At 73.4% G+C, this 19,419-nt stretch carries 16 protein-coding genes; 12 read left to right on the forward strand and 4 right to left on the reverse strand.

Annotated features, from left to right (window positions below):
• Window positions 1-250: 250 nt before the first annotated feature.
• The 3 genes from ACZ47G_RS29145 to ACZ47G_RS29155 are packed head-to-tail and all read right to left on the reverse strand — an operon-like array spanning window position 251 to window position 3,398.
• On the reverse strand, window positions 251-2,371 hold the full coding sequence (locus ACZ47G_RS29145; protein WP_465747664.1) for a putative bifunctional diguanylate cyclase/phosphodiesterase: 2,121 nt from the start codon (window positions 2,369-2,371) through the stop codon (window positions 251-253).
• The gene (locus tag ACZ47G_RS29150; RefSeq protein WP_465747666.1) at window positions 2,368-2,595 is read right to left on the reverse strand and encodes a hypothetical protein; all 228 of its coding nucleotides are present in this window, start codon (window positions 2,593-2,595) and stop codon (window positions 2,368-2,370) included. Before ACZ47G_RS29150 ends, ACZ47G_RS29145 begins: the two co-directional genes overlap by 4 nt.
• On the reverse strand, window positions 2,592-3,398 hold the full coding sequence (locus ACZ47G_RS29155; RefSeq protein ID WP_465747668.1) for an SAM-dependent methyltransferase: 807 nt from the start codon (window positions 3,396-3,398) through the stop codon (window positions 2,592-2,594). The genes ACZ47G_RS29150 and ACZ47G_RS29155 overlap by 4 nt, the downstream gene beginning before the upstream one ends.
• Before the next feature lie 268 nt (window positions 3,399-3,666).
• On the opposite strand from ACZ47G_RS29155, the gene ACZ47G_RS29160 reads away from it, so the two are divergent.
• The 8 genes from ACZ47G_RS29160 to ACZ47G_RS29195 all read left to right on the forward strand — a co-directional run bounded on the left by ACZ47G_RS29160 (window position 3,667) and on the right by ACZ47G_RS29195 (window position 13,317).
• Window positions 3,667-4,149, forward strand: coding sequence for an SRPBCC family protein (locus ACZ47G_RS29160; protein WP_465747670.1), 483 nt, complete (start codon window positions 3,667-3,669; stop codon window positions 4,147-4,149).
• Window positions 4,146-5,480 carry an aminotransferase class I/II-fold pyridoxal phosphate-dependent enzyme gene (locus tag ACZ47G_RS29165; RefSeq protein ID WP_465747672.1) on the forward strand — a complete coding sequence of 445 codons (1,335 nt, stop codon included), beginning with the start codon at window positions 4,146-4,148 and terminating at the stop codon, window positions 5,478-5,480. Before ACZ47G_RS29160 ends, ACZ47G_RS29165 begins: the two co-directional genes overlap by 4 nt.
• 265 nt (window positions 5,481-5,745) lie before the next feature.
• Window positions 5,746-7,032: an ergothioneine biosynthesis glutamate--cysteine ligase EgtA gene (gene egtA / locus ACZ47G_RS29170; protein ID WP_465747862.1), complete on the forward strand. Its 1,287-nt coding sequence runs from the start codon at window positions 5,746-5,748 to the stop codon at window positions 7,030-7,032.
• A complete protein-coding gene (gene egtB / locus ACZ47G_RS29175) occupies window positions 7,029-8,405 on the forward strand; it encodes an ergothioneine biosynthesis protein EgtB (RefSeq protein ID WP_465747674.1) in 1,377 nt (458 codons plus the stop codon). Before egtA ends, egtB begins: the two co-directional genes overlap by 4 nt.
• Window positions 8,405-9,154 (forward strand): ergothioneine biosynthesis protein EgtC, encoded by a 750-nt coding sequence (gene egtC / locus ACZ47G_RS29180; protein ID WP_465747676.1) that lies wholly within the window; start codon window positions 8,405-8,407, stop codon window positions 9,152-9,154. Before egtB ends, egtC begins: the two co-directional genes overlap by 1 nt.
• 45 nt (window positions 9,155-9,199) lie before the next feature.
• Window positions 9,200-10,171 carry an L-histidine N(alpha)-methyltransferase gene (gene egtD, locus ACZ47G_RS29185; RefSeq protein WP_465747678.1) on the forward strand — a complete coding sequence of 324 codons (972 nt, stop codon included), beginning with the start codon at window positions 9,200-9,202 and terminating at the stop codon, window positions 10,169-10,171.
• Between the two features lie 241 nt (window positions 10,172-10,412).
• Complete coding sequence (locus ACZ47G_RS29190; protein WP_465747680.1) at window positions 10,413-11,837, forward strand: sugar porter family MFS transporter; 1,425 nt, start codon at window positions 10,413-10,415, stop codon at window positions 11,835-11,837.
• Between the two features lie 364 nt (window positions 11,838-12,201).
• Complete coding sequence (locus tag ACZ47G_RS29195; RefSeq protein ID WP_465747864.1) at window positions 12,202-13,317, forward strand: nitric oxide synthase oxygenase; 1,116 nt, start codon at window positions 12,202-12,204, stop codon at window positions 13,315-13,317.
• A 98-nt stretch (window positions 13,318-13,415) separates the two neighbouring features.
• Here the strand turns inward: ACZ47G_RS29195 and ACZ47G_RS29200 are convergent, their stop codons facing one another.
• A complete protein-coding gene (locus tag ACZ47G_RS29200) occupies window positions 13,416-14,060 on the reverse strand; it encodes a TetR/AcrR family transcriptional regulator (RefSeq protein WP_465747682.1) in 645 nt (214 codons plus the stop codon).
• Between the two features lie 126 nt (window positions 14,061-14,186).
• On the opposite strand from ACZ47G_RS29200, the gene ACZ47G_RS29205 reads away from it, so the two are divergent.
• The 4 genes from ACZ47G_RS29205 (at window position 14,187) to ACZ47G_RS29220 (ending at window position 19,164) form a co-directional block, all read left to right on the forward strand.
• Window positions 14,187-15,350: an acyl-CoA dehydrogenase family protein gene (locus tag ACZ47G_RS29205; RefSeq protein ID WP_465747866.1), complete on the forward strand. Its 1,164-nt coding sequence runs from the start codon at window positions 14,187-14,189 to the stop codon at window positions 15,348-15,350.
• A 28-nt stretch (window positions 15,351-15,378) separates the two neighbouring features.
• Complete coding sequence (locus ACZ47G_RS29210; protein WP_465747684.1) at window positions 15,379-16,578, forward strand: thiolase family protein; 1,200 nt, start codon at window positions 15,379-15,381, stop codon at window positions 16,576-16,578.
• Window positions 16,579-16,720: 142 nt separating this feature from the next.
• Complete coding sequence (fabG, locus tag ACZ47G_RS29215) at window positions 16,721-17,479, forward strand: 3-oxoacyl-ACP reductase FabG (RefSeq protein WP_465747686.1); 759 nt, start codon at window positions 16,721-16,723, stop codon at window positions 17,477-17,479.
• A 278-nt stretch (window positions 17,480-17,757) separates the two neighbouring features.
• On the forward strand, window positions 17,758-19,164 hold the full coding sequence (locus ACZ47G_RS29220; RefSeq protein WP_380456455.1) for a S53 family peptidase: 1,407 nt from the start codon (window positions 17,758-17,760) through the stop codon (window positions 19,162-19,164).
• Window positions 19,165-19,419: the final 255 nt, after the last annotated feature.

A 19,419-nucleotide genomic window follows, 5' to 3' on the forward strand; every position in this document is an offset into this window, starting at 1 on the left:
CGGGCGCACCGGTGCCGGGTGGTGATTTTGACGCGTCATCATCCCGCATACCGGGCAGAGCCGTAGGGCGGTTTCCGGAACGGTTCCGGAACGCTTGCCGGAACGGGACCGCGCCACGACGGCCGATCCACCACGGCCGAGCCATGACGACCGCGCCACGGGGACCACGACGCGGGGGCCACGACGCGACGACTCCGTCACGACGACTCCGTGACGACGGCGGGAACGGGCGCCGGCGGAGGAGCGGGGATCACCCCGCCTCGACCGGCCGCCCCTCCGGCTCCTCGACGATCCGGCGGGCGATCTCGGCGGGCCGCACCGGGCGGCCGAAGTGCCAGCCCTGCGCCCAGTCGCAGCCCATGCCGCGCAGCCGCTCGGCGTCCTTGCGGGTCTCCACGCCCTCGGCGGTGACGTTCAGCCCGAGCGTGTGCGCCATCGACACCAGGCCGCTGACGATGCGCCACCCGGTGGCCCCGTCCTTGGCCGGGTCGTGCAGGTCGCCGACGAAGGAGCCGGCGATCTTCAGTCCGGAGACCGGCAGGTCGCGCAGGTAGGCGAGGTTGGACCAGCCGGTGCCGAAGTCGTCCACCGCGAGGGACACGCCGAGGTCGACCAGCCCGTGGAGGGTGCGCAGCGCCTCGTCCTCGGGGCCGACCACGGTCGACTCGGTGATCTCCAGCTGGAGCCGGGCCGGGTCCAGGCCGGTGTTGTCCAGGATCCGGGCGAGGTCGGTGACCAGCGCGGCGCTGCGCGCCTGCCGGACGGCCAGGTTGACGTTGAGCTGCGGCGCGGCGTCGCCGTACCGCTTGATCCAGTCGGCGGCCTGGCCGCAGGCCTGCTCCAGCACCCAGCGGCCGAGCGGCATGATCAGCCCGGTCTCCTCGGCGGTGGTGACGAACTCGTCCGGGCCGAGCACCCCGAGCTGCGGATGGCGCCAGCGCACCAGCGCCTCCACGGCGGCCATCCGGCCGTCGGCGAGGCGGTAGAGCGGCTGGTAGTCGATGAAGAACTCGCCGCGGTCCAGGGCGGCCGGCATCCGGACGGACACCGCGTAGCGGCTGACCGCGCGGGCGTTCTCCTTGGGGTCGAACAGTGTCCAGCGGCCGCGGCCGGCCTCCTTGGCGCGGTACAGCGTGAGGTCGGCGGCCCGGACGGCGGCGCCGGGGGTGGTGGTGGACACCCGCCGCTCCAGCACCCCGACGCTGGCGCCGACGGCGAGCTTGTGGTCGCCGATCAGCACCGGCCCGGCCAGCGCCTTGAGCACGGTCTTGGCGGCGGCCACCGCCTCCTGCTCGCCCCGGCAGTGCTCCAGCAGCACGACGAACTCGTCGCCGCCGAGCCGGGCGACCAGGTGGCCGAGCGGGGTGAGGGCGGCCTTCAGCCGGGCGGCGACGGCGGACAGCAGCTGGTCGCCCATGTCGTGGCCGAGGCTGTCGTTGACCACCTTGAAGCCGTCGAGGTCGACGTAGCAGAGGCCGAAGCGGGCGCCGGGCTCCGGTTCCTCGAAGAGCTTCTCCAGCCGTTCGAAGAAGGCGGCGCGGTTGGGCAGGCCGGTCAGCGGGTCGTGGGTGGCCTGGTGGCGCAGCCGCTCCTGGAGGCGGTAGCGGTCGGTGACGTCCTCCAGCATCGCGACCTGGTACTGCGGGACGCCGTCGTCGTCGCGGATCAGCGAGACGGTCAGGTGGGTCCAGACCACCTCGCCGTCCTGGCGGTAGTACGGCTTGTCGAACTGGAAGTACTCCCGCTTGCCGCTGATCAGCTCCTCGTACGCCTCCCAGACGCCGGGGGTGTCCTCGGGGTGGACGAGGTCGTCGACCCGGCGGCCGATCATGTCCTCCGGCCCCGCGCCGAACAGCTCCTGCACGGCCTTGTTGACGGCCAGGATGTTGCCGTCGGTGTCGCCGATGGCGATGCCGATCGCGGCGCTCTCGAACAGGGCGCGGAACCGGGCCTCGGACGCGCGCAGCGCGCGTTCGGCCTCCTTGCGGGCGGCGTCGGCGGCGGTGCGGATGGCCTCCTGCTCGCGCAGCGTGCGCTCGCGCAGGGCGTTCGCCCAGCCGGCCGCGAAGGCGCCGGTGAGGGCGGGGCCGCGGTCGTCGTGGGCCGGCTGGGACTGCAGCAGCTCGACCGCGCGGGCGAGCAGCACGGGGTCGGTGAAGTGGGCGTCGACCAGTTCGGCGGCGGCCTGGGCGGCCAGCCGGGGCTGGAAGGGCTCTTCCTGCTGGGCGCGGTGCAGCAGCGCGGCGGTGCGCGCGACCAGCCGGCCGAGCAGGCCGGGGTGGACGGCGGTGCCGTGGTCGGCGGAGAGCAGCCGGGACCAGTCCTCGTGGAACCGCTCGGCGCTGCGGCCCGCCGGGCTCGCGCCGCTCATCCGGCCGCCCCGGTTCTGCCTCGCGCGCCGGACCCGGTGTCACGCGCGGCGATACAGCCGGCGGTGCGGCCGGTGGTGCTGCCGGCGGTGCGCATGGTGCAGCGGCCGGCGGGGCGGCCGGCGGGGCGCATGGTGCTGCGGCCGGTGGTGCGCACGGCCGGGCGTCCGGCGGCCGTCCCGTGGCGGGTACGGCCGTCGGTGGCGCGCCGGGTGCGACCACTCAAGGGCGGAACCCCACGCCCGCCACCCCGGCGATCCGTTCGGGGTGCTCGCCGACCGTGCCCGGCTGGTCGGGGCGCCACTGCGGCAGGTGGACCACGCCCGGCTCGACCAGCTCGAAGCCCTCGAACATCGCGGTGACCTGCTCGTGGGTGCGCATGGTCAGCGGGGTCGGGGTCATCCGGTAGAGCTCCTGGTGGTCCTCGGCCTGGTCCGGACGGGCTTCCAGGGAGGCGTGCGAGAGGACCAGGGCGCTGCCGGCCGGGAGCCGGTCGCGGATCGTGGCGATCAGCTTCCAGGGGTCGTCCTCGTCGCCGACGAAGTGGGCGACGGCCACCAGCAGGACGCCCACCGGCTCGCCGGCGGCGAGCAGCTCGGCCACCTCGGGGCGGTCCAGCAGGTCCTCGACGTCCCGCAGGTCCGCCTGGACGACGGCGCTCTGCGGGTCGTCCTCGAGCAGCAGGCGGCTGTGGGCGACGGCGACCGGGTCGCGGTCCACGTAGACGACCTCGGCGCCGGGCCGGATGGCGCGGGCGATCTCGTGCACCGCGCCGAAGGTGGGGATGCCGGAGCCGATGTCCAGGAAGCGGGTGACACCGTGCTCGGCGAGGTGGGTCACCGCGCGGCGCAGGAAGGCCCGGTTGGAGCGCATGATCTGGGGCAGCTCGGGCCACAGTGCCATCGCCCTGCGGGCCATCTCCCGGTCGACCTCGAAGTTGTGGGAACCCCCGAGGTAGTAGTCGTAGACCCGTGCGGCGTTCGGTTTGTCCAGGTCCGTACCTTCCGGTACCCAGCTCGGTCGCCGCATGCCCGTGACTCCTTCACTCCGGTTCCGGGGGCGCAGCGCCTGGAGGTGCTGCCGTGACTGATGAGACTACAAGCACACAAGATCCTCCCTCGCACCCCGAACGGGTGCAAGCGGAGTTCACCCCTCCCCACGAACTGCGTTCTTCGCCCGGTATCCACTGGGCGTTCGAGCCCTGCCGCCGGTAGGGCCTGCGGGACGGGCGCCAACTCGGCCGCGGGCCGCGCCCGTTCACCCCTGCCCCGGCGACCCCAGGCCCTAGGGTGGGCGGGTGGATCCCAACCACTACCACTTCCGGGGCGTGTGGCGGCTCACGGCCCCGGCCGCGGCGGCGTACGCGGCGCTGGAGGACGTCCGGAGCTACCCGCTGTGGTGGCCGGAGATCCGCGAGGCCCGGCAGGCCGGCCCGGACTCCGGGCAGGTGGTGCTCCGCGCGCTGCTGCCGTACCGGCTGGTGATCAGTCTGGAGCGGCGGCGGCACGACCCGGCGGCCGGGGTGCTGGAGGCGGTGATGCGCGGCGACCTCAACGGGTGGTCGCGGTTCACCGTCACGGTGGACGGTCCGGGCGGTGCGGGGTGCCGGGTGCTGTTCGAGGAGGACGCCCGGCCCGGCAAGCCCCTGTTGCGGCGGCTCGCCCTGCCACTGCACCCGCTGTTCCGGGCGAACCACGCGGTGATGATGCGCCGGGGCCGGCGGGGGCTGGAGCGGTATCTGGCGGGCGGCGGCGGCGAACGAGGGACGGCGAACGGATGACAGACGACAACTTTCAGCGAACAGATAACAGATTTCGAAATCTGTCATCTGTCAGTTGTTCGCCGAGCTCCGGCCCCACCACTCCCTTCGATGCCGACGTCGATGCCGGCATCGATGCCGGCGTCGATGCCGATGCCGGTGCCGATACCAACGTCGCCTTCGGCTTCGGCTTCGACGCCCCCTTCGACCGCACCGGCACCGGCAGCAGCAAGTGGGCCCGGGCCGCCGCCCCCGGGGTGATCCCGATGGGCCTGGCGGACATGGACCTGCCCGGCCCACCCGCCGTCGCCGAGGCGCTGGAACGGCGCGCCCGCCACCGCGCGTACGGCTACACCGTCTGCGATCCGTCCGGACGGATCCTGGTCGCCGACTGGTACCGCGCCCGGCACGGCGTCGAGGTCGACCCCGACTGGGTCCTGCTGCTGCCCTGCGGTCCGCGCACCGCACTCCGCCTCCTCCTGGAGACGGTCCGGCCGCAGGCTCCCGTCCTCTTCCCCACCCCCGAGTGGGGCGGCTTCGCGCAGCTCTGCCGCGCGGCCGGGCTCCGGCACCAGGAGCTGCCGCTGCAGCTGACCCCGAACGGCTACCGCCTGCCGCGCGGCCCGCTGCCCCGCCCGGCCGCCGCCGTACTGCTGAGCAACCCGCACAACCCCTCCGGCACGGTCTGGCCGACCGGCGCGGTACGCGGTCTCGCCGCCTGGGCGGCGGAGAACGGCGCACTGCTGGTCTCGGACGAGGTGCACGGCGACCTCACCCACCCCGGTCACCTCCACCCCGTCGCCGTCACCACCGCCGACCCGGCGCACCGGCGCTCCGTCATCACCCTCAACTCCGTCGGCAAGACCTTCAACTGCTCCGGCGTTCCCAGCAGTTTCGCCCTCGTCCCGGACCCCGGGCTGCGCGCCCGGCTCACCGACACCATGGCCGGCTACGGCCTCTGGGAGGGCGGCCTGCTGGAGCAGACCGTGCAGCGGGCCGCCCTGGGCGAGGGCGGCCCGTGGCTGGACGCGCTGCTCGCCCACCTCGCCGCCGCCCGCGCCCGGCTCACCGACCGCCTCGGCCCGGCCGTCCGCTCCATCCCGCGCGCCTCCTACCTGCTCTGGCTGGACGCCGCCGCCCTCGGCCTGCCGCCGGCCGACGCCCGCGCGGCACTGCTGGAGCGCTGCGGCCTGGAGAGCTCCGACGGCGCCGAGTTCGGCACGGGCAGCACGAGCGGCGCGGGCAGCACGGGCAACACGGGCAACACGGGCAGCACCGGCTCACTGCGCCTCAACTACGCCCTGCCGGGCCCCGTTCTGGACACCGTCCTGGAGCGGCTCGACCGTCTGTGACCCCGGCACGTGCCGTCGGCCAGTACCCCGGCGGCACCCCGCCTCCCGCCGCCGCGAAACCTCCGTATTCACCCGTTCGCCACCCCACTGACCTGCGGAAACGAACATTCACGCGATATTTGCGAAGCGGCCCCGCATGCTCCGTAGCAGACTGGGCAAGGTAGACCGGGCCGCAATCGTGATCCCGAGGACGGTGAGTCCGGCGATGCCGATATCCCGCACCACTCCGCCCGACCGGCAGAGCGCACCACCGCCCCCCACCGGGGTGACCCCGTTGACCGAATCGGGGGCGCGCAGCCACGTGTCGGGCGTCTGCTTCAAGATCGGACCGCCCCGTCTGGTGGGGGTCGAGGTCGAGTGGTTCGTCCATGACGACCGATGTCCGACCCGACCCGTTCCACCGGAACTGCTCCACGCCGCACTGGAGTCGCTGCCCCTGGGCGGTCCGGACGGCGACACGCTCCCCTCCGGTTCGCGCCTCACGCTCGAACCCGGCGGACAGGTCGAGCTCAGCTCCCCGCCCGCCACCGGCCTCCTGGCCTGCGTCGATGAGACCCGACGTGATCTGACCGCCCTGCGGGCCGCCTTCGCGGCCCAGGGCCTTCGACTCACCGGCACCGGGACGGACCCGCTGGCCCGCCCCCGCCGGATGGTGCTGGACCACCCCCGTTACCTCGCCATGGAGCGCTTCTTCGACTCGGCCGGGCCCTGGGGCCGGGTCATGATGACCGGTACGGCGTCGGTGCAGGTGTGCCTGGACGCCGGCGACGCGGCCGGTCCGCACGCGGCCGAACGGCGCTGGCAGCTGGTCCACCGGCTGGGCCCGGTGCTGGTCGCCGCCTTCGCCAACTCCCCGATCCTGGACGGCAGGCCGACCGGCCACCGGTCCACCCGGCAGACCGTCTGGTCCCGGATGGACCCGAGCCGCACCCTCGCCCCCGAGCCGGACCACGGCGACCCGCGCGAGGCCTGGGCCCAGTACGTGCTGGACGCCGAAGTCCTGTGCGTGCAAAGGCCCGAGGGCCAGCCGTGGACGGCCGCGCCCGGTCTGACCTTCCGCGACTGGATCCGCGGCGGCGGCGAACGCCCGCCCACACTGGCCGACTTGGAGTACCACTGCACCACGCTGTTCCCGCCGGTGCGCCCGCGCGGCCACCTGGAGCTGCGGATGATCGACGCCCAGCCCGGGGACGGCTGGGTGGTGCCCACCGCGCTGGTCACCGCACTGCTGGACGACCCGGTGGCCGCCGACACCGTACTCGCCGCGCTGGAGCCGCTCGACCGCACCGGCGGCCCGCGCCCGCCGCGCAGCGAGGTCTGGCGCCGCGCCGCCACCCAGGGCGTCGCCGACCCCGAGCTGCGCCGCGCCGCCCTCACCTGCTTCGCCGCCGCCGATGCCGCACTGGGCCGTCTGCCCGGCGCCGGGCGGCTGCGCGCCACCGTCGCCGAGTTCGCCGAGCGCTATCCCGCGCGCGGCCGCTGCCCGGCCGACGACCAACTGGACGCCCTGCGCTCCGGCACCCGACGCACTCCCCCGGAGGAGGCATCATGACCGACGTCCGACCGCCCGCCACCCCGGGGGGAGGCGCCCCCGACCCGTCCGCGGGCAGCGAGGCGCTGCGCGAGAGCATCGCCGTCGAGCTGCTGGCCGCCCGGGCCCGGACCGCCGCGCTGACCGACTGCGTCGAGGACACCGACCTCACCGCCCAGCACTCGCCGCTGATGTCCCCGCTGGTCTGGGACCTCGCGCACATCGGCAACCAGGAGGAACTCTGGCTGCTGCGCAACGTCGGCGGCCGCGACCCGATGCACCCCGAGATCGACCCGCTGTACGACGCGTTCCAGCACCCCCGGGCCGAGCGCCCCAGCTTGCCGCTGCTGCCGCCCGCCGAGGCCCGCGCCTACGCCCACGAGGTGCGCGGCCGGGTGCTGGACCTGCTGGCCGCCAGCCCGCTGGAGGGCGCACCGCTGCTGGACGCCGGGTTCGCCTTCGGGATGATCGCCCAGCACGAACAGCAGCACGACGAAACGATGCTGATCACCCATCAGCTCCGCCGGGGCGAGCCCGCACTGGCCGCTCCCCCGCCGCCGCCGGCACCCGCCGACGCGGCCACCCTGCCGGCCGAAGTCCTCATCCCCGAAGGCCCGTTCACCATGGGCACGGACATCGAGCCGTGGGCGCTGGACAACGAGCGCCCGGCGCACACCGTGCGGCTGCCGGGCTACTTCCTGGACACCACCCCGGTCACCAACGCCGCCTACCAGCGCTTCATCGCCGACGGCGGCTACGACGAGCCGCGCTGGTGGACGCCGGAGGGCTGGGAGCACCGCCTGCACGCCGGCCTGACCGCCCCGCTGTTCTGGCGACGAGAGGACGGCCAGTGGCTGCGCCGCCACTTCGGCACCGTCGAGCCCGTCCCGCCGAACGAGCCGGTGCTGCACGTCAGTTGGTACGAGGCGGATGCCTACGCCCGCTGGGCCGGGCGCCGGCTGCCGACCGAGGCCGAGTGGGAGAAGGCGGCCCGGCACGACCCGGCCACCGGCCGCTCGCGCCGCTACCCCTGGGGCGACGGCCCGCCCGGCCCCGAGCACGCCAACCTCGGCCAGCGACATCTGCGCCCGGCCACTGCGGGCAGCTACCCCGGCGGCCAATCACCGTACGGGGTCCGCCAGTTGATGGGCGACGTATGGGAGTGGACGGCCAGCGACTTCCACTCCTACCCGGGGTTCCGGGCCTGGCCGTACCAGGAGTACTCGGAGGTCTTCTTCGGGCCCGAGTACAAGGTGCTGCGCGGCGGCTGCTTCGCGGTGGCACCGGTCGCCTGCCGGGGCACGTTCCGGAACTGGGACTATCCCGTCCGGCGGCAGATCTTCGCGGGCTTCCGCACCGCCCGGAGCGTGGACCCCGCCCCTGGGGAGGCCTGATGTGCCGCCACCTCGCCTACCTGGGCGGCCCGGTGGCACCGCAGGAGCTCCTGGTGAATCCGCCGTACGCGCTGTACCGGCAGTCCTGGGCGCCCCGGACCCAGCAGTACGGGACGGTCAACGTGGACGGCTTCGGCCTGGGCTGGTACGCGGACGGCGACGAACAGCCCGCCCGCTACCGTCGGGCCGGGCCGATCTGGGCGGACGCGACCTTCGCCGATCTCGCCCGGGTGGTCCGCACCCGGGCGCTGGTGGCGGCCGTGCGCTCCGCCACCGAGGGCTGCGCGGCGGGCGAGAACGCGGCCGCGCCGTTCGCCGCCGGCCGCTGGCTGTTCAGCCACAACGGCGCGGTGGCCGGCTGGCCCGGCAAGCTGGACGCCCTCGCCGCCCTGCTGCCGCCCGCCGAGCTGCTGGAGCTGGAGGCCCGCACCGACTCGGCCCTGCTGTGGGCGCTCACCCTGCACCGGCTGCGCCGGGGCGCGGACCTCGGCGAGGCGCTGGCCGGCACGGTGGCCGACGTCGCCGCGCACACCACCGGGCGGCTCAACCTGCTGCTCACCGACGGCACCGCGCTCGCCGCGACCACCTGGGGCGACACCCTGCACCACCGCGAGCTGCCCGGCCTCGGCACCGTGGTGGCCTCCGAGCCGTACGACGACGATCCGGGCTGGAGGCTCGCCCCGGACGGCTCCCTGCTGCTGGCCGACGCCGCGGGCGTCTCCGTCCGGCCGCTCCCCCGTCACTACTGACCCTCCACTCTCCCTTCATCTTCTGAACAGAGGACCCACCCTGTCATGGACACCTTCGATCTCACCCGACTGCTGCCCGCCGACCACTTCAGCACGGCGCTGCACCACGACGTCCGGCACGGGCTGACCGCCGAGCCGAAATGGCTGCCGCCGAAGTGGTTCTACGACGCCCGGGGCAGCGAGCTGTTCGAGGAGATCACCCGGCTGCCCGAGTACTACCCGACCCGCGCCGAGCGGGCCATCCTCACCGCCCGGGCCGACGCGATCGCCGCCGCCACCCGCGCCCGCACCCTGGTCGAACTGGGCTCCGGCTCCTCCGAGAAGACCCGGCTGCTGCTGGACGCGCTGCGCTCGACCGGCGACCTGGAGACCTACGTCCCGGTGGACGTCAGCGAGAGCGCGCTGGTCGCGGCCGGCACCGCGCTCGCCGCCGAGTACCCGGGCCTGGCCGTGCACGGGGTGCTGGCCGACTTCACCGCCCGGCTCGGCCTGCCCCCGGACGGCGGCCCCCGGCTGGTCGCCTTCCTCGGCGGCACCCTCGGCAACCTGCTCCCGCAGGAGCGCGCGGTCTTCCTGCTCGGCCTGCGGGCCGCCCTCGACCCAAGCGACTTCCTGCTGCTCGGCACCGACCTGGTCAAGGACCCGGCGGTGCTGGTCGCCGCCTACGACGACGGCGCCGGGGTGACCGCCGAGTTCAACCGCAACGTGCTCAACGTGCTCAACCGCGAGCTGGGCGCCGACTTCGACCCGACCGCGTTCGAGCACGTCGCGCTCTGGGACCGGGAGCAGGAGTGGATCGAGATGCGGCTGCGCTCGCTGCGCTCGCAGACCGTGAAGATCCCGGCCCTGAACCTGCCGGTGCACTTCGACCGGGGCGAGGAGCTGCGCACCGAGGTGTCGGCCAAGTTCACCCGGGAGCGGGTGGGCGGGGAGCTGGCGGCGGCCGGACTGCGACTGACCCACTGGTGGACCGACCCCGAGGGCCGGTTCGGGCTCTCACTGTCCGCCCCGGCGTGACCCGCCCCGGCGCAACGGGCCGAATCGGTCGGGCGCATCGGCCCGATGAGCCGAAGCGGCCCGGCCGCCAGCGGCGACGGCAGGGGAGGCAGCAGGGAACGCAGCAAGGGAGTCTCAATTTGCTTGTTCACCTTACGAATTCTCAGAGCAAAAATTGAGCCTCCCCGTCTACAAGGCTTGAACGAATAGGGGTTACGATCTCGGCTACCGAGCTCAGCGTTGAGTACCAGGAGTCAAGATCGTGAGCGTCACCCAGAAGCCCTCCGGGGCGGCCGAGGCCACCGCGCCCGGCCGCCTCGGCTTTGTCGTCTTCATCACCGCGGCCGCAGCCCTCGGCGGCTTCCTGTTCGGCTACGACAGCTCCGTGATCAACGGCGCCGTCTCCGGCATCCAGGGGAAGTTCGGGGTCGGCAGCGGCGAGACCGGCCTGATCGTGTCCTCCGCGCTGCTGGGCTCCGCGGTCGGCGCCGCGCTGGCCGGCCGGTTCGCCGACCGCTACGGCCGCATCAAGGTCATGAAGGCCGGCGCGCTGCTGTTCGCGGTCAGTGCCGTCGGTTCGATGGTGCCGTTCTCCCCCTGGGACCTCGCCCTGTGGCGCGTCCTCGGCGGCGCGGCCATCGGCATCGCCTCGGTGATCGCCCCGACCTACATCGCCGAGGTCGCGCCGACCAAGTACCGCGGCCGACTGGCCTCCTTCCAGCAGGCCGCGATCGTGCTCGGCATCGCGATATCCCAGCTGGTCAACTGGGTGTTGGCGGACGCCGCCGGCGGTGACACCCGCGGCCGACTGCTCGGCCTGGAGGCCTGGCAGTGGATGCTCGGCGTCTGCGTCGTCCCCGCCGTGGTCTACTTCGTGCTGGCCTCGGTGATCCCCGAGTCCCCGCGCTACCTGATCCAGGCCGAGCGCCTGGACGACGCCCGCAAGGTGCTGGCCGAGGTCGAGGGCGAGGGCGTGGACGCCGACGCCCGGATCGCCGAGGTGCAGTCGCTGATCGCCTCCGACCACCGCCCGCGCTTCCGCGACCTGCTCGGCGGCCGCTTCGGCCTGCTCCCGATCGTCTGGGTCGGCATCGGCCTGTCGGTCTTCCAGCAGCTGGTCGGCATCAACGTGATCTTCTACTACTCGTCGATCCTGTGGCAGTCGGTCGGCATCGACCAGAGCAACTCGCTGCTGATCAGCTTCATCGGCTCGGTCATCAACATCCTCGGCACCGTCATCGCGATCCTGCTGGTCGACCGGATCGGCCGCAAGCCGCTCGCCCTGATCGGCTCGGCCGGCATGGCCGTCACCCTGGCCGCGGCCGGCTGGGCGTTCTCCTCCGCCACCGGCTCCGGCGACAACGTCACGCTGCCCGACCTCCAGGGCACCGTCGCGCTGATCTCCGCCAACGCCTTCGTGCTGTTCTTCGCGATGTCCTGGGGCGTCGTCGTCTGGGTGATGCTGGGCGAGATGTTCCCGAACCGGATCCGCGCCGCCGCGCTGTCCGTCGCCGCCTCCGCGCAGTGGATCGCCAACTGGGTGATCACCGTCTCGTTCCCGTCGCTGTCGCGCTGGAACCTCTCCGCGACCTACCTGGTGTACGCGGCCTTCGCGGCCCTGTCGCTGGTCTTCGTGGCGAAGTTCATGAAGGAGACCAAGGGCGTCCGACTGGAGGACATGGGCTGACCAGCCCCGCACCAACCGGTCGTACAGTCTGACCTTCGGCCCCCGCACCCTAGCGCGCTCAGCGCGGGTGCGGGGGCCGAATCGTTCACTCCCTGCGCCGGGCCGGACACCTCCGGTACTCCTGGGTGGCAGGAGGGATGTGTCCTTGATCTTCAACCGGCTCCGCACCCGCAGAACCGCCACCGCCCCGAGCGGCGGCTGTCCGTACGCCCACACCCACACCGCGACGGCCTTCGCGCCACCGGTCGCGCCGTTCGCCGCCGAACTCGCCGCGCCGTTCACCGCCGAACCCGTCGCGCCGCCCGTCGGCCGGCCCACCGGTCAACTCGTCACGCCGCCCGCCCCCTCGGGGCCACAGCCTCAACTGCCGCCCGCGCCAGCACCGTTCACCGATCCCGAGCAGGCCGCCGACTTCATCCGGCAGTTCCACCGCGAGCAGCCCGCGGCCGGCGCCCCGGAGCCCCGGCTGCGGGCCGTGCGGGAGGAGATCGACCGCACCGGCGGCTACCGGCACACCCCCGCCGAACTCGCCTACGGCGCCAAGCTCGCCTGGCGCAACGCCGCCCGCTGCATCGGCCGGCTGTACTGGCGCAGCCTGGTGGTCCGCGACCTGCGCCACCTGTCCGCCGCCGACGACATCGCCGCCGAGTGCTTCGAGCACCTGCGGCTGGCGGGCAACGGCGGCCGGATCCGCCCGGTGGTCTCGGTGTTCGCCCCCGACCGCCCGGGCCGCCCGGCCGCGCGGATCCTCAACCAGCAGCTGGTCCGCTACGCCGGGCACCGGGTCGACGACGGCCAGCGGGGCGCCACCGTGGTCGGCGACCCGGCGGGCGCCGCGCTCACCGCCCGGGCCCGCGACCTCGGCTGGAAGTGCGCCGAGGACCGCTTCGAGGCGCTGCCGCTGCTGATCCAGGAACGGCCGGGCGAACGGCCCCGCTGGTACGAACTCCCCGACGACACCACCCTGGAGGTGCCGCTGAGCCACCCCGAGCACCCCTGGTTCGCCGACCTCGGACTGCGCTGGTACGCGGTGCCCGCGATCAGCGACATGACGCTGGAGATCGGCGGCGTCCGCTACCCCACCGCGCCGTTCAACGGCTGGTACATGGGCACCGAGATCGGCGCCCGCAACCTCGCCGACGCCGACCGCTACGACATGCTGGGCACCGTCGCCGACCGGCTGGGCCTGGACACCTCCAATGACCGCACGCTCTGGCGCGACCGCGCCCTGGTCGAGCTCAACCTGGCGGTGCTGCACTCCTTCCAGGAGGCCGGGGTGACGATCGCCGACCACCACACCGAGTCGGAGCGCTTCCTCAAGCACGTCGCCCAGGAGCAGCGGCTCGGCCGCCCGACCCCGGCGGACTGGAGCTGGATCGTGCCCCCGGTCTCCGGTGGGCTGACGCCGGTCTACCACCGGTACTACGACCCGGTGGACCCGGAGCAGCGGCCGGCCTTCCTGGCCCGCGAACCCTGGTAGCCCCCGGGCCCCGGCGCACCTGGTCCCGCGCGCCCGGGCCACACGCACACCCGGCTCCGCGTGCGCCCGGTCCGGTCCCGCGCGCCCGCTCCCGCGCGTCAGGAGCGCACGGCGAGGCGCTCGAAGCGCAGGGCGAGCCCGTCCAGCAGCGCCTCCAGGCCGGTCTCGAAGGCGCCCTCGTCGACCGTCCCCCGGTGCCCGGCGAGCCGGTGCGCCTCGCCGAGGTGGGGGTAGTCGGCCGCGTCGTAGACCTCGGCGTCCGCCGGGAAGCCGGCCGCGAAGGAGGCCAGCGCGGAGCCGGTGACGAAGTAGCGCATCAGCGCGCCGATCCGGGTCGCCTGGCCGCGCGGCCATCCGGACTCGACCAGGTGTCCGAAGACGGCGTCGGCCAGGCGCAGCGCGTTGGGCCGGCGCCCCGGGCCCTGGGCGAGCACCGGCACGATGTTGGGGTGGGCGGCCAGCGCGGCACGGTAGGACCGCGCCCAGTCGCGCAGCGCCTGCGGCCAAGGGGTGCCCGGGGCGCTGAACATCGACAGGTCGACTTCCCCGATGACGCTGTCGACCACCGCGTCCAGGAGTTCGTCCTTGGTGGCGAAGTGGTTGTAGAGCGACGGCCCGCTGACCGAGAGCTCGGCGGCGAGGCGGCGGGTGGAGAGGACCTCCAGCCCCTCGCCGTCGATCAGCCGCAGAGCAGCGGCGACGATGCGGTCGCGGCTGAGCAGCGGGGTGCGCGGGCGGGCCATCGGGTGGTACCTCCGGTCGGGTGGGTGGGGACCGATTCTGACAGGTGCCCCTTCCCAGTACGGCGGGTCGGAGCTACAGTCCCCTCGTAAAACTTGCAGCGCTAGTTTAACGAGGTGGGCACCGTCGTGAACCTGGAGTTGTCCGAGGAGCAGGCCGCCGTCCGGGACCTCGCCGCCTCCTTCACCGACCGCGAGATCGCTCCGTACGCCGCCGAGTGGGACCGCGCCGAACAGGTGGACCGCGCGATCATCGGCAAGCTCGGCAAGGTCGGCTTCCTCGGCCTGACCATCCCCGAGGAGTACGGCGGCAGCGGCGGCGACCACCTCGCGTACTGCCTGGTGCTGGAGGAACTCGGGCGCGGCGACTCCGCCGTGCGCGGCATCGTCTCGGTCTCGCTCGGCCTGGTCGGCAAGTCGGTCAACGGCTTCGGCACCGAGGAGCAGAAGCGGCACTGGCTGCCCCGGCTCACCTCCGGCGAGGCACTCGCCTGCTTCGCGCTCACCGAACCCGGCACCGGCTCGGACGCCGCCAACCTCACCACCCGGGCCGTCCGGCACGGCGACGACTGGCTGATCAGCGGCGCCAAGACCTTCATCACCAACGGCACCTGGGCCGACGTCGCCCTGGTCTTCGCCCGTACCGGCGGCGACCGGCCCGATCAGCAGGGCCACCGGGGCATCACCGCCTTCCTCGTCCCCACCGACCTGCCCGGCTTCGGCCGCACCGAGATCCACGGCAAGCTCGGCCTGCGCGGCCAGGCCACCGCCGAACTCACCCTGGACGCCGTCCGGGTGCCCGACAGCGCCCGGCTCGGCGAGCTCGGCAAGGGCTTCACGGTGGCGATGGCGGCCCTGGCCAAGGGGCGGATGTCGGTCGCGGCCGGCTGCGTCGGCATCGCCCGGGCCTGCCTGGAGGCCGCCGTCCGCTACGCGGGCGAACGCGAGCAGTTCGGCAAGCCGATCGCCTCGCACCAGCTCGTCCAGGAACTGCTGGCCGGCATCGCGGTGGACGTCGAGGCGGCCCGACTGCTCACCTGGAAGGTCGCCGACCACATCGAACGCGGCCTCCCGTTCGCCACCGAGTCCTCCGTCGCCAAGCTCTACGCGAGCGAGGCGGCCGTCCGGGCCGCCAACAACGCGCTCCAGGTCTTCGGCGGCTACGGCTTCATCGACGAGTACCCCGTCGGCAAGTACCTGCGCGACGCCCGGGTGATGACCCTCTACGAGGGCACCAGCCAGATCCACCAACTGCTCATCGGGCGTGCCCTGACCGGCGTCAACGCCTTCTGACCCACCCCCCTTCGACAAGGAGCACGACGTGCGTCCCGTCTACTTCGCCGCAGCCCGCCGCACACCCATCGGCCGACTGCGCGGAGCGCTCGCCACCGTCCGGCCGGACGACCTCTCGGCCACCGTGCTGCGCGCCCTGCTCGCCGACGTACCCGCCCTCGACCCGGCCCGGATCGACGACGTCTACTGGGGCGCCGCCAACCAGGCCGGCGAGGACAACCGCAACGCCGCCCGGATGGCCGTCCTGCTGGCCGGCCTGCCGGAGACCGTCCCCGGCGCCACCGTCAACCGGCTCTGCGCCTCCGGCCTGGAGGCCGTCACCCTCGCCGCCCGGGCCATCGGCTCCGGCGAGGCCGAGGTGGTGCTGGCCGGCGGCTGCGAGTCGATGACCCGCGCGCCCTTCATCCTGCCCCGCCCCGACGAGGCACTGCCGCACCGGATCGAGACCCACGACACCCGGCTCGGCTGGCGGCTCACCAACCCCCGGATGGCCGAACTGCACGGCGTGCTCAGCATGGGCGAGACCGCCGAGGAGGTGGCGGGCCGGTACGGCATCGGGCGCGAGCGCCAGGACGCCTTCGCGCTGCGCAGCCACCAGCGGGCCGCCGCCGCCCGCAAGGACGGGCACTTCGACGCCGAACTGGTCCCGGTCGAGCGGCCGGACGGGGTGACGGTGAGCCAGGACGAGGGCATCCGCGAGGACACCAGCCTGGCGAAGCTCGCCCGGCTCAAGCCCGCCTTCCGCCCGGACGGCACCGTCACGGCCGGGAACGCCTCGCCGATGAACGACGGCGCGGCCGGACTCGTCCTGGTCAGCGAGGAGGCACTGCGCGACCTCGGACTCCATCCGCTCGGCCGCTACGTGGCCGGGGCCTCGGCCGGGGTGCACCCGGACGTCATGGGCATCGGCCCGGTGCCGGCCACCGCCAAGGTGCTCGGCCGGGCCGGCTGGGACCTCGCCGACCTGGACACCGCCGAGCTCAACGAGGCCTTCGCCGCCCAGGCGCTGGCCTCCGCCGACGGCATCGGGTTCAGCCCGGAGCGGGCCGACGAAGTGGTCAACCCGAGCGGCGGGGCGATCGCCCTCGGCCACCCGCTGGGCGGCTCCGGCGCCCGCATCCTCACCACCCTGCTGCACCGCATGCGCCGCACCGGCGCCCGGCGCGGCCTGGCCACGATGTGCGTGGGCGTGGGGCAGGGTACGGCCGTGCTGGTCGAGAACGGCTGACATCCGGAGCGGCTGACGCCCGGAACGGCTGACGCCCGGAACGGCTGACGTCCGGAGCGGTTGACGTCCGGAGCGGTTGACGCCCGGCGCGGTTGCGGCCGAGGACGTCCGAGGGAGTTTCCACATGAGCGGAGGAACTGACATGGCTCGATTCACGGGCAAGGTCGCCGTGGTGACCGGCGCGGCGCAGGGCATCGGGGCGGCCACCGCCCGCCGGCTGGCGGAGGAGGGCGCCGCGGTCGCGGTGGTCGACCTGACGGCCGAACGGGCGGCCGGGACGGTCGCCGAGATCACCGCCAAGGGCGGCACCGCCCGGGCCTACGGCTGCGACGTGGCCGACTACGACGCCGTCGAGGAGGTGTTCGCGCGGATCGCGGAGGACCTCGGCGGGCTGCACGTCCTGGTGAACAACGCCGGGATCACCCGGGACAACCTGTTCTTCAAGATGCCCAAGGCCGACTGGGACGCCGTCCTGACCGTCAACCTGACCAGCGCGTACAACTGCAGCCACGTGGCGCAGAAGTACATGGTGGCGCAGAAGTACGGGAAGATCGTCTCGCTCAGCTCCCGCTCCGCGCTGGGCAACCGGGGCCAGGCCAACTACGCGGCCGCCAAGGCCGGCATCCAGGGGCTCACCGCGACCCTGGCGATCGAGCTCGGGCCGTTCAACATCAACGTCAACGCCGTCGCCCCCGGCTACATCGCCACCGCGATGACGGCGGCCACCGCCGAGCGGGTCGGCGCCACCGCCGAGGACCACCAGGCCGAGGTGTCCGCCCGCACGCCGCTGCGCCGGGTCGGGCAGCCGGAGGAGGTCGCCTCGGTGGTGGCCTTCCTGGCGAGCGAGGAGGCCTCGTACGTCAGCGGGCAGACGCTGTACGTCAACGGCGGCGCCCGGTAGTCACCCCGACTGTGACGACTTCGATTGAAGTACGGGGGTGCTGGGTAGATACGGTTAATATTCATTGAATATTACTGACGTGTCATCACATGGCCGTCCCAGGTGCGCGGTTACTTTTCCCTGGGACGGCCTTTACCTTTTCGCGTGGCCGATCATGACCATGCGCCTGGTCAGCTGACCCCACCAAATGACTATGGCATGATCATGCGGCTCTCGATGGGATGTCCGAAACCGACCCGACCACCCCAGGTCGGGCCCTCTGCGTCCCAAGGAGTCCCATGGGCAGCCCCGCCACCCTCCGCCGTGCCCTGGCTCTGCTCGCCGTGGGGGCCACCGCCCTCACCGCCGGCACCGTTGCCGTCCCGGCCGTCGGCGCCGCGACCGCCGCCCCCGCGCACGACCTCTCGGGCGTCCACGTCCGCCCGGCCTCCTTCGGCCACCACCTCGCCACCACCCGCCCGGCGCCGCTGAGCACCACCCAGTGCGTCAGCCAGATCGGCATCCACTGCTACTCGCCGGTCCAGTACCAGGCCGCCTACAACCTGGGCCCGCTCTACCAGGAGGGCGTCACCGGCAAGGGCCGGACGATCGTCATCGTCGACTCCTTCGGCTCGCCGACCATCCAGCACGACCTGGAGGTCTTCGACAAGCAGTGGGGCATCAAGGACACCCAGGTCGAGGTGCGGAAGTGGGGCAACGTCCCCGCCTTCGACCCGAAGAACCCCGACCACACCGGCTGGGCCGGCGAGACCACCCTGGACGTCGAGTACGCCCACGCGATCGCCCCCGACGCGCACATCGTCCTGGTCGAGACCGGCGTCGCCGAGACCGAGGGCACCACCGGCCTGCCCGAGATGATGGACGCCGAGAAGGACCTCATCAAGAAGGGCGTCGGCGACGTCATCTCGCAGAGCTTCGGCGCCACCGAGAACACCTTCCCGGGCTACGACAAGGGCGACTTCAAGTCGCTGACCGACCTGCGCTACGCCTTCAAGGCCGCCGCCGACCGCAACGTCACCGTGCTCGCCGCCTCCGGCGACAACGGCGCGACCGACTCGCAGACCAACGGCACCGACCTGTACCCGTTCAAGGTCAACTCCTGGCCGTCCTCGGACCCGCTGGTCACCTCCATCGGCGGCACCCAGCTGACCCTGGACGACAGCGGCAAGCGCACCGCGGCCGACAAGGTGTGGCACGACAAGTCCGGCGCCGGCGGCGGCGGCGTGTCCGGCATCTTCCAGCGCCCGTGGTACCAGGCCGGCGTCGCGAACGTCACCGGCGCCCACCGCGGTACCCCGGACATCAGCATGAGCGCGGCCGTCGACGGTGCCGCCTGGACCTACGAGTCCTACGACCCGACCGCGGTCGGCTGGCACCTCACCGGCGGCACCAGCGAGGCCACCCCGCTGTTCTCGGGCATCGTCGCGCTCGCCGACCAGCTCGCCGGCCACCGCCTCGGCCAGATCAACCCGAGCCTGTACGGCCTGAGCCTGCTGCCGAGCAAGTGGAGCGGCATCGTCGACGTCAAGGACGGCGACAACGGCTGGGGCGGCGTCACCGGCTACAACGCCACCGAGGGCTACGACCTCTCGAGCGGCCTGGGCACCATCGACGGCGCCAAGTTCGTCCACGCGCTCGCGGGCGACCTGCTGGGCAACGACGACAGCCAGGGCGACGAGCAGTAAGCAGCTGGTCGGGTGGGCGCTCGTGGCCGTGCTCGGGTGGCGGCTGACGAGTGAGCTGACACGTGACAGCTGACAAATAACAGCGAACGGATGACAGATTTCAACATCTGTCATCCGTTCGCTGTTTTCTGTTCGCCGTTCGCTGCTCTCCGACAGTTGCCGGGGGCCGGGGGCCGGGGGCCGGGGGCCGGGGGCCGGGGGCCGGGGGCCGGGGGCCGGGGGCCGGGGGCCGGGGGCCGGGGGCCGGGGGCCGGG

This window comes from Kitasatospora sp. NPDC030952 (assembly GCF_055571335.1).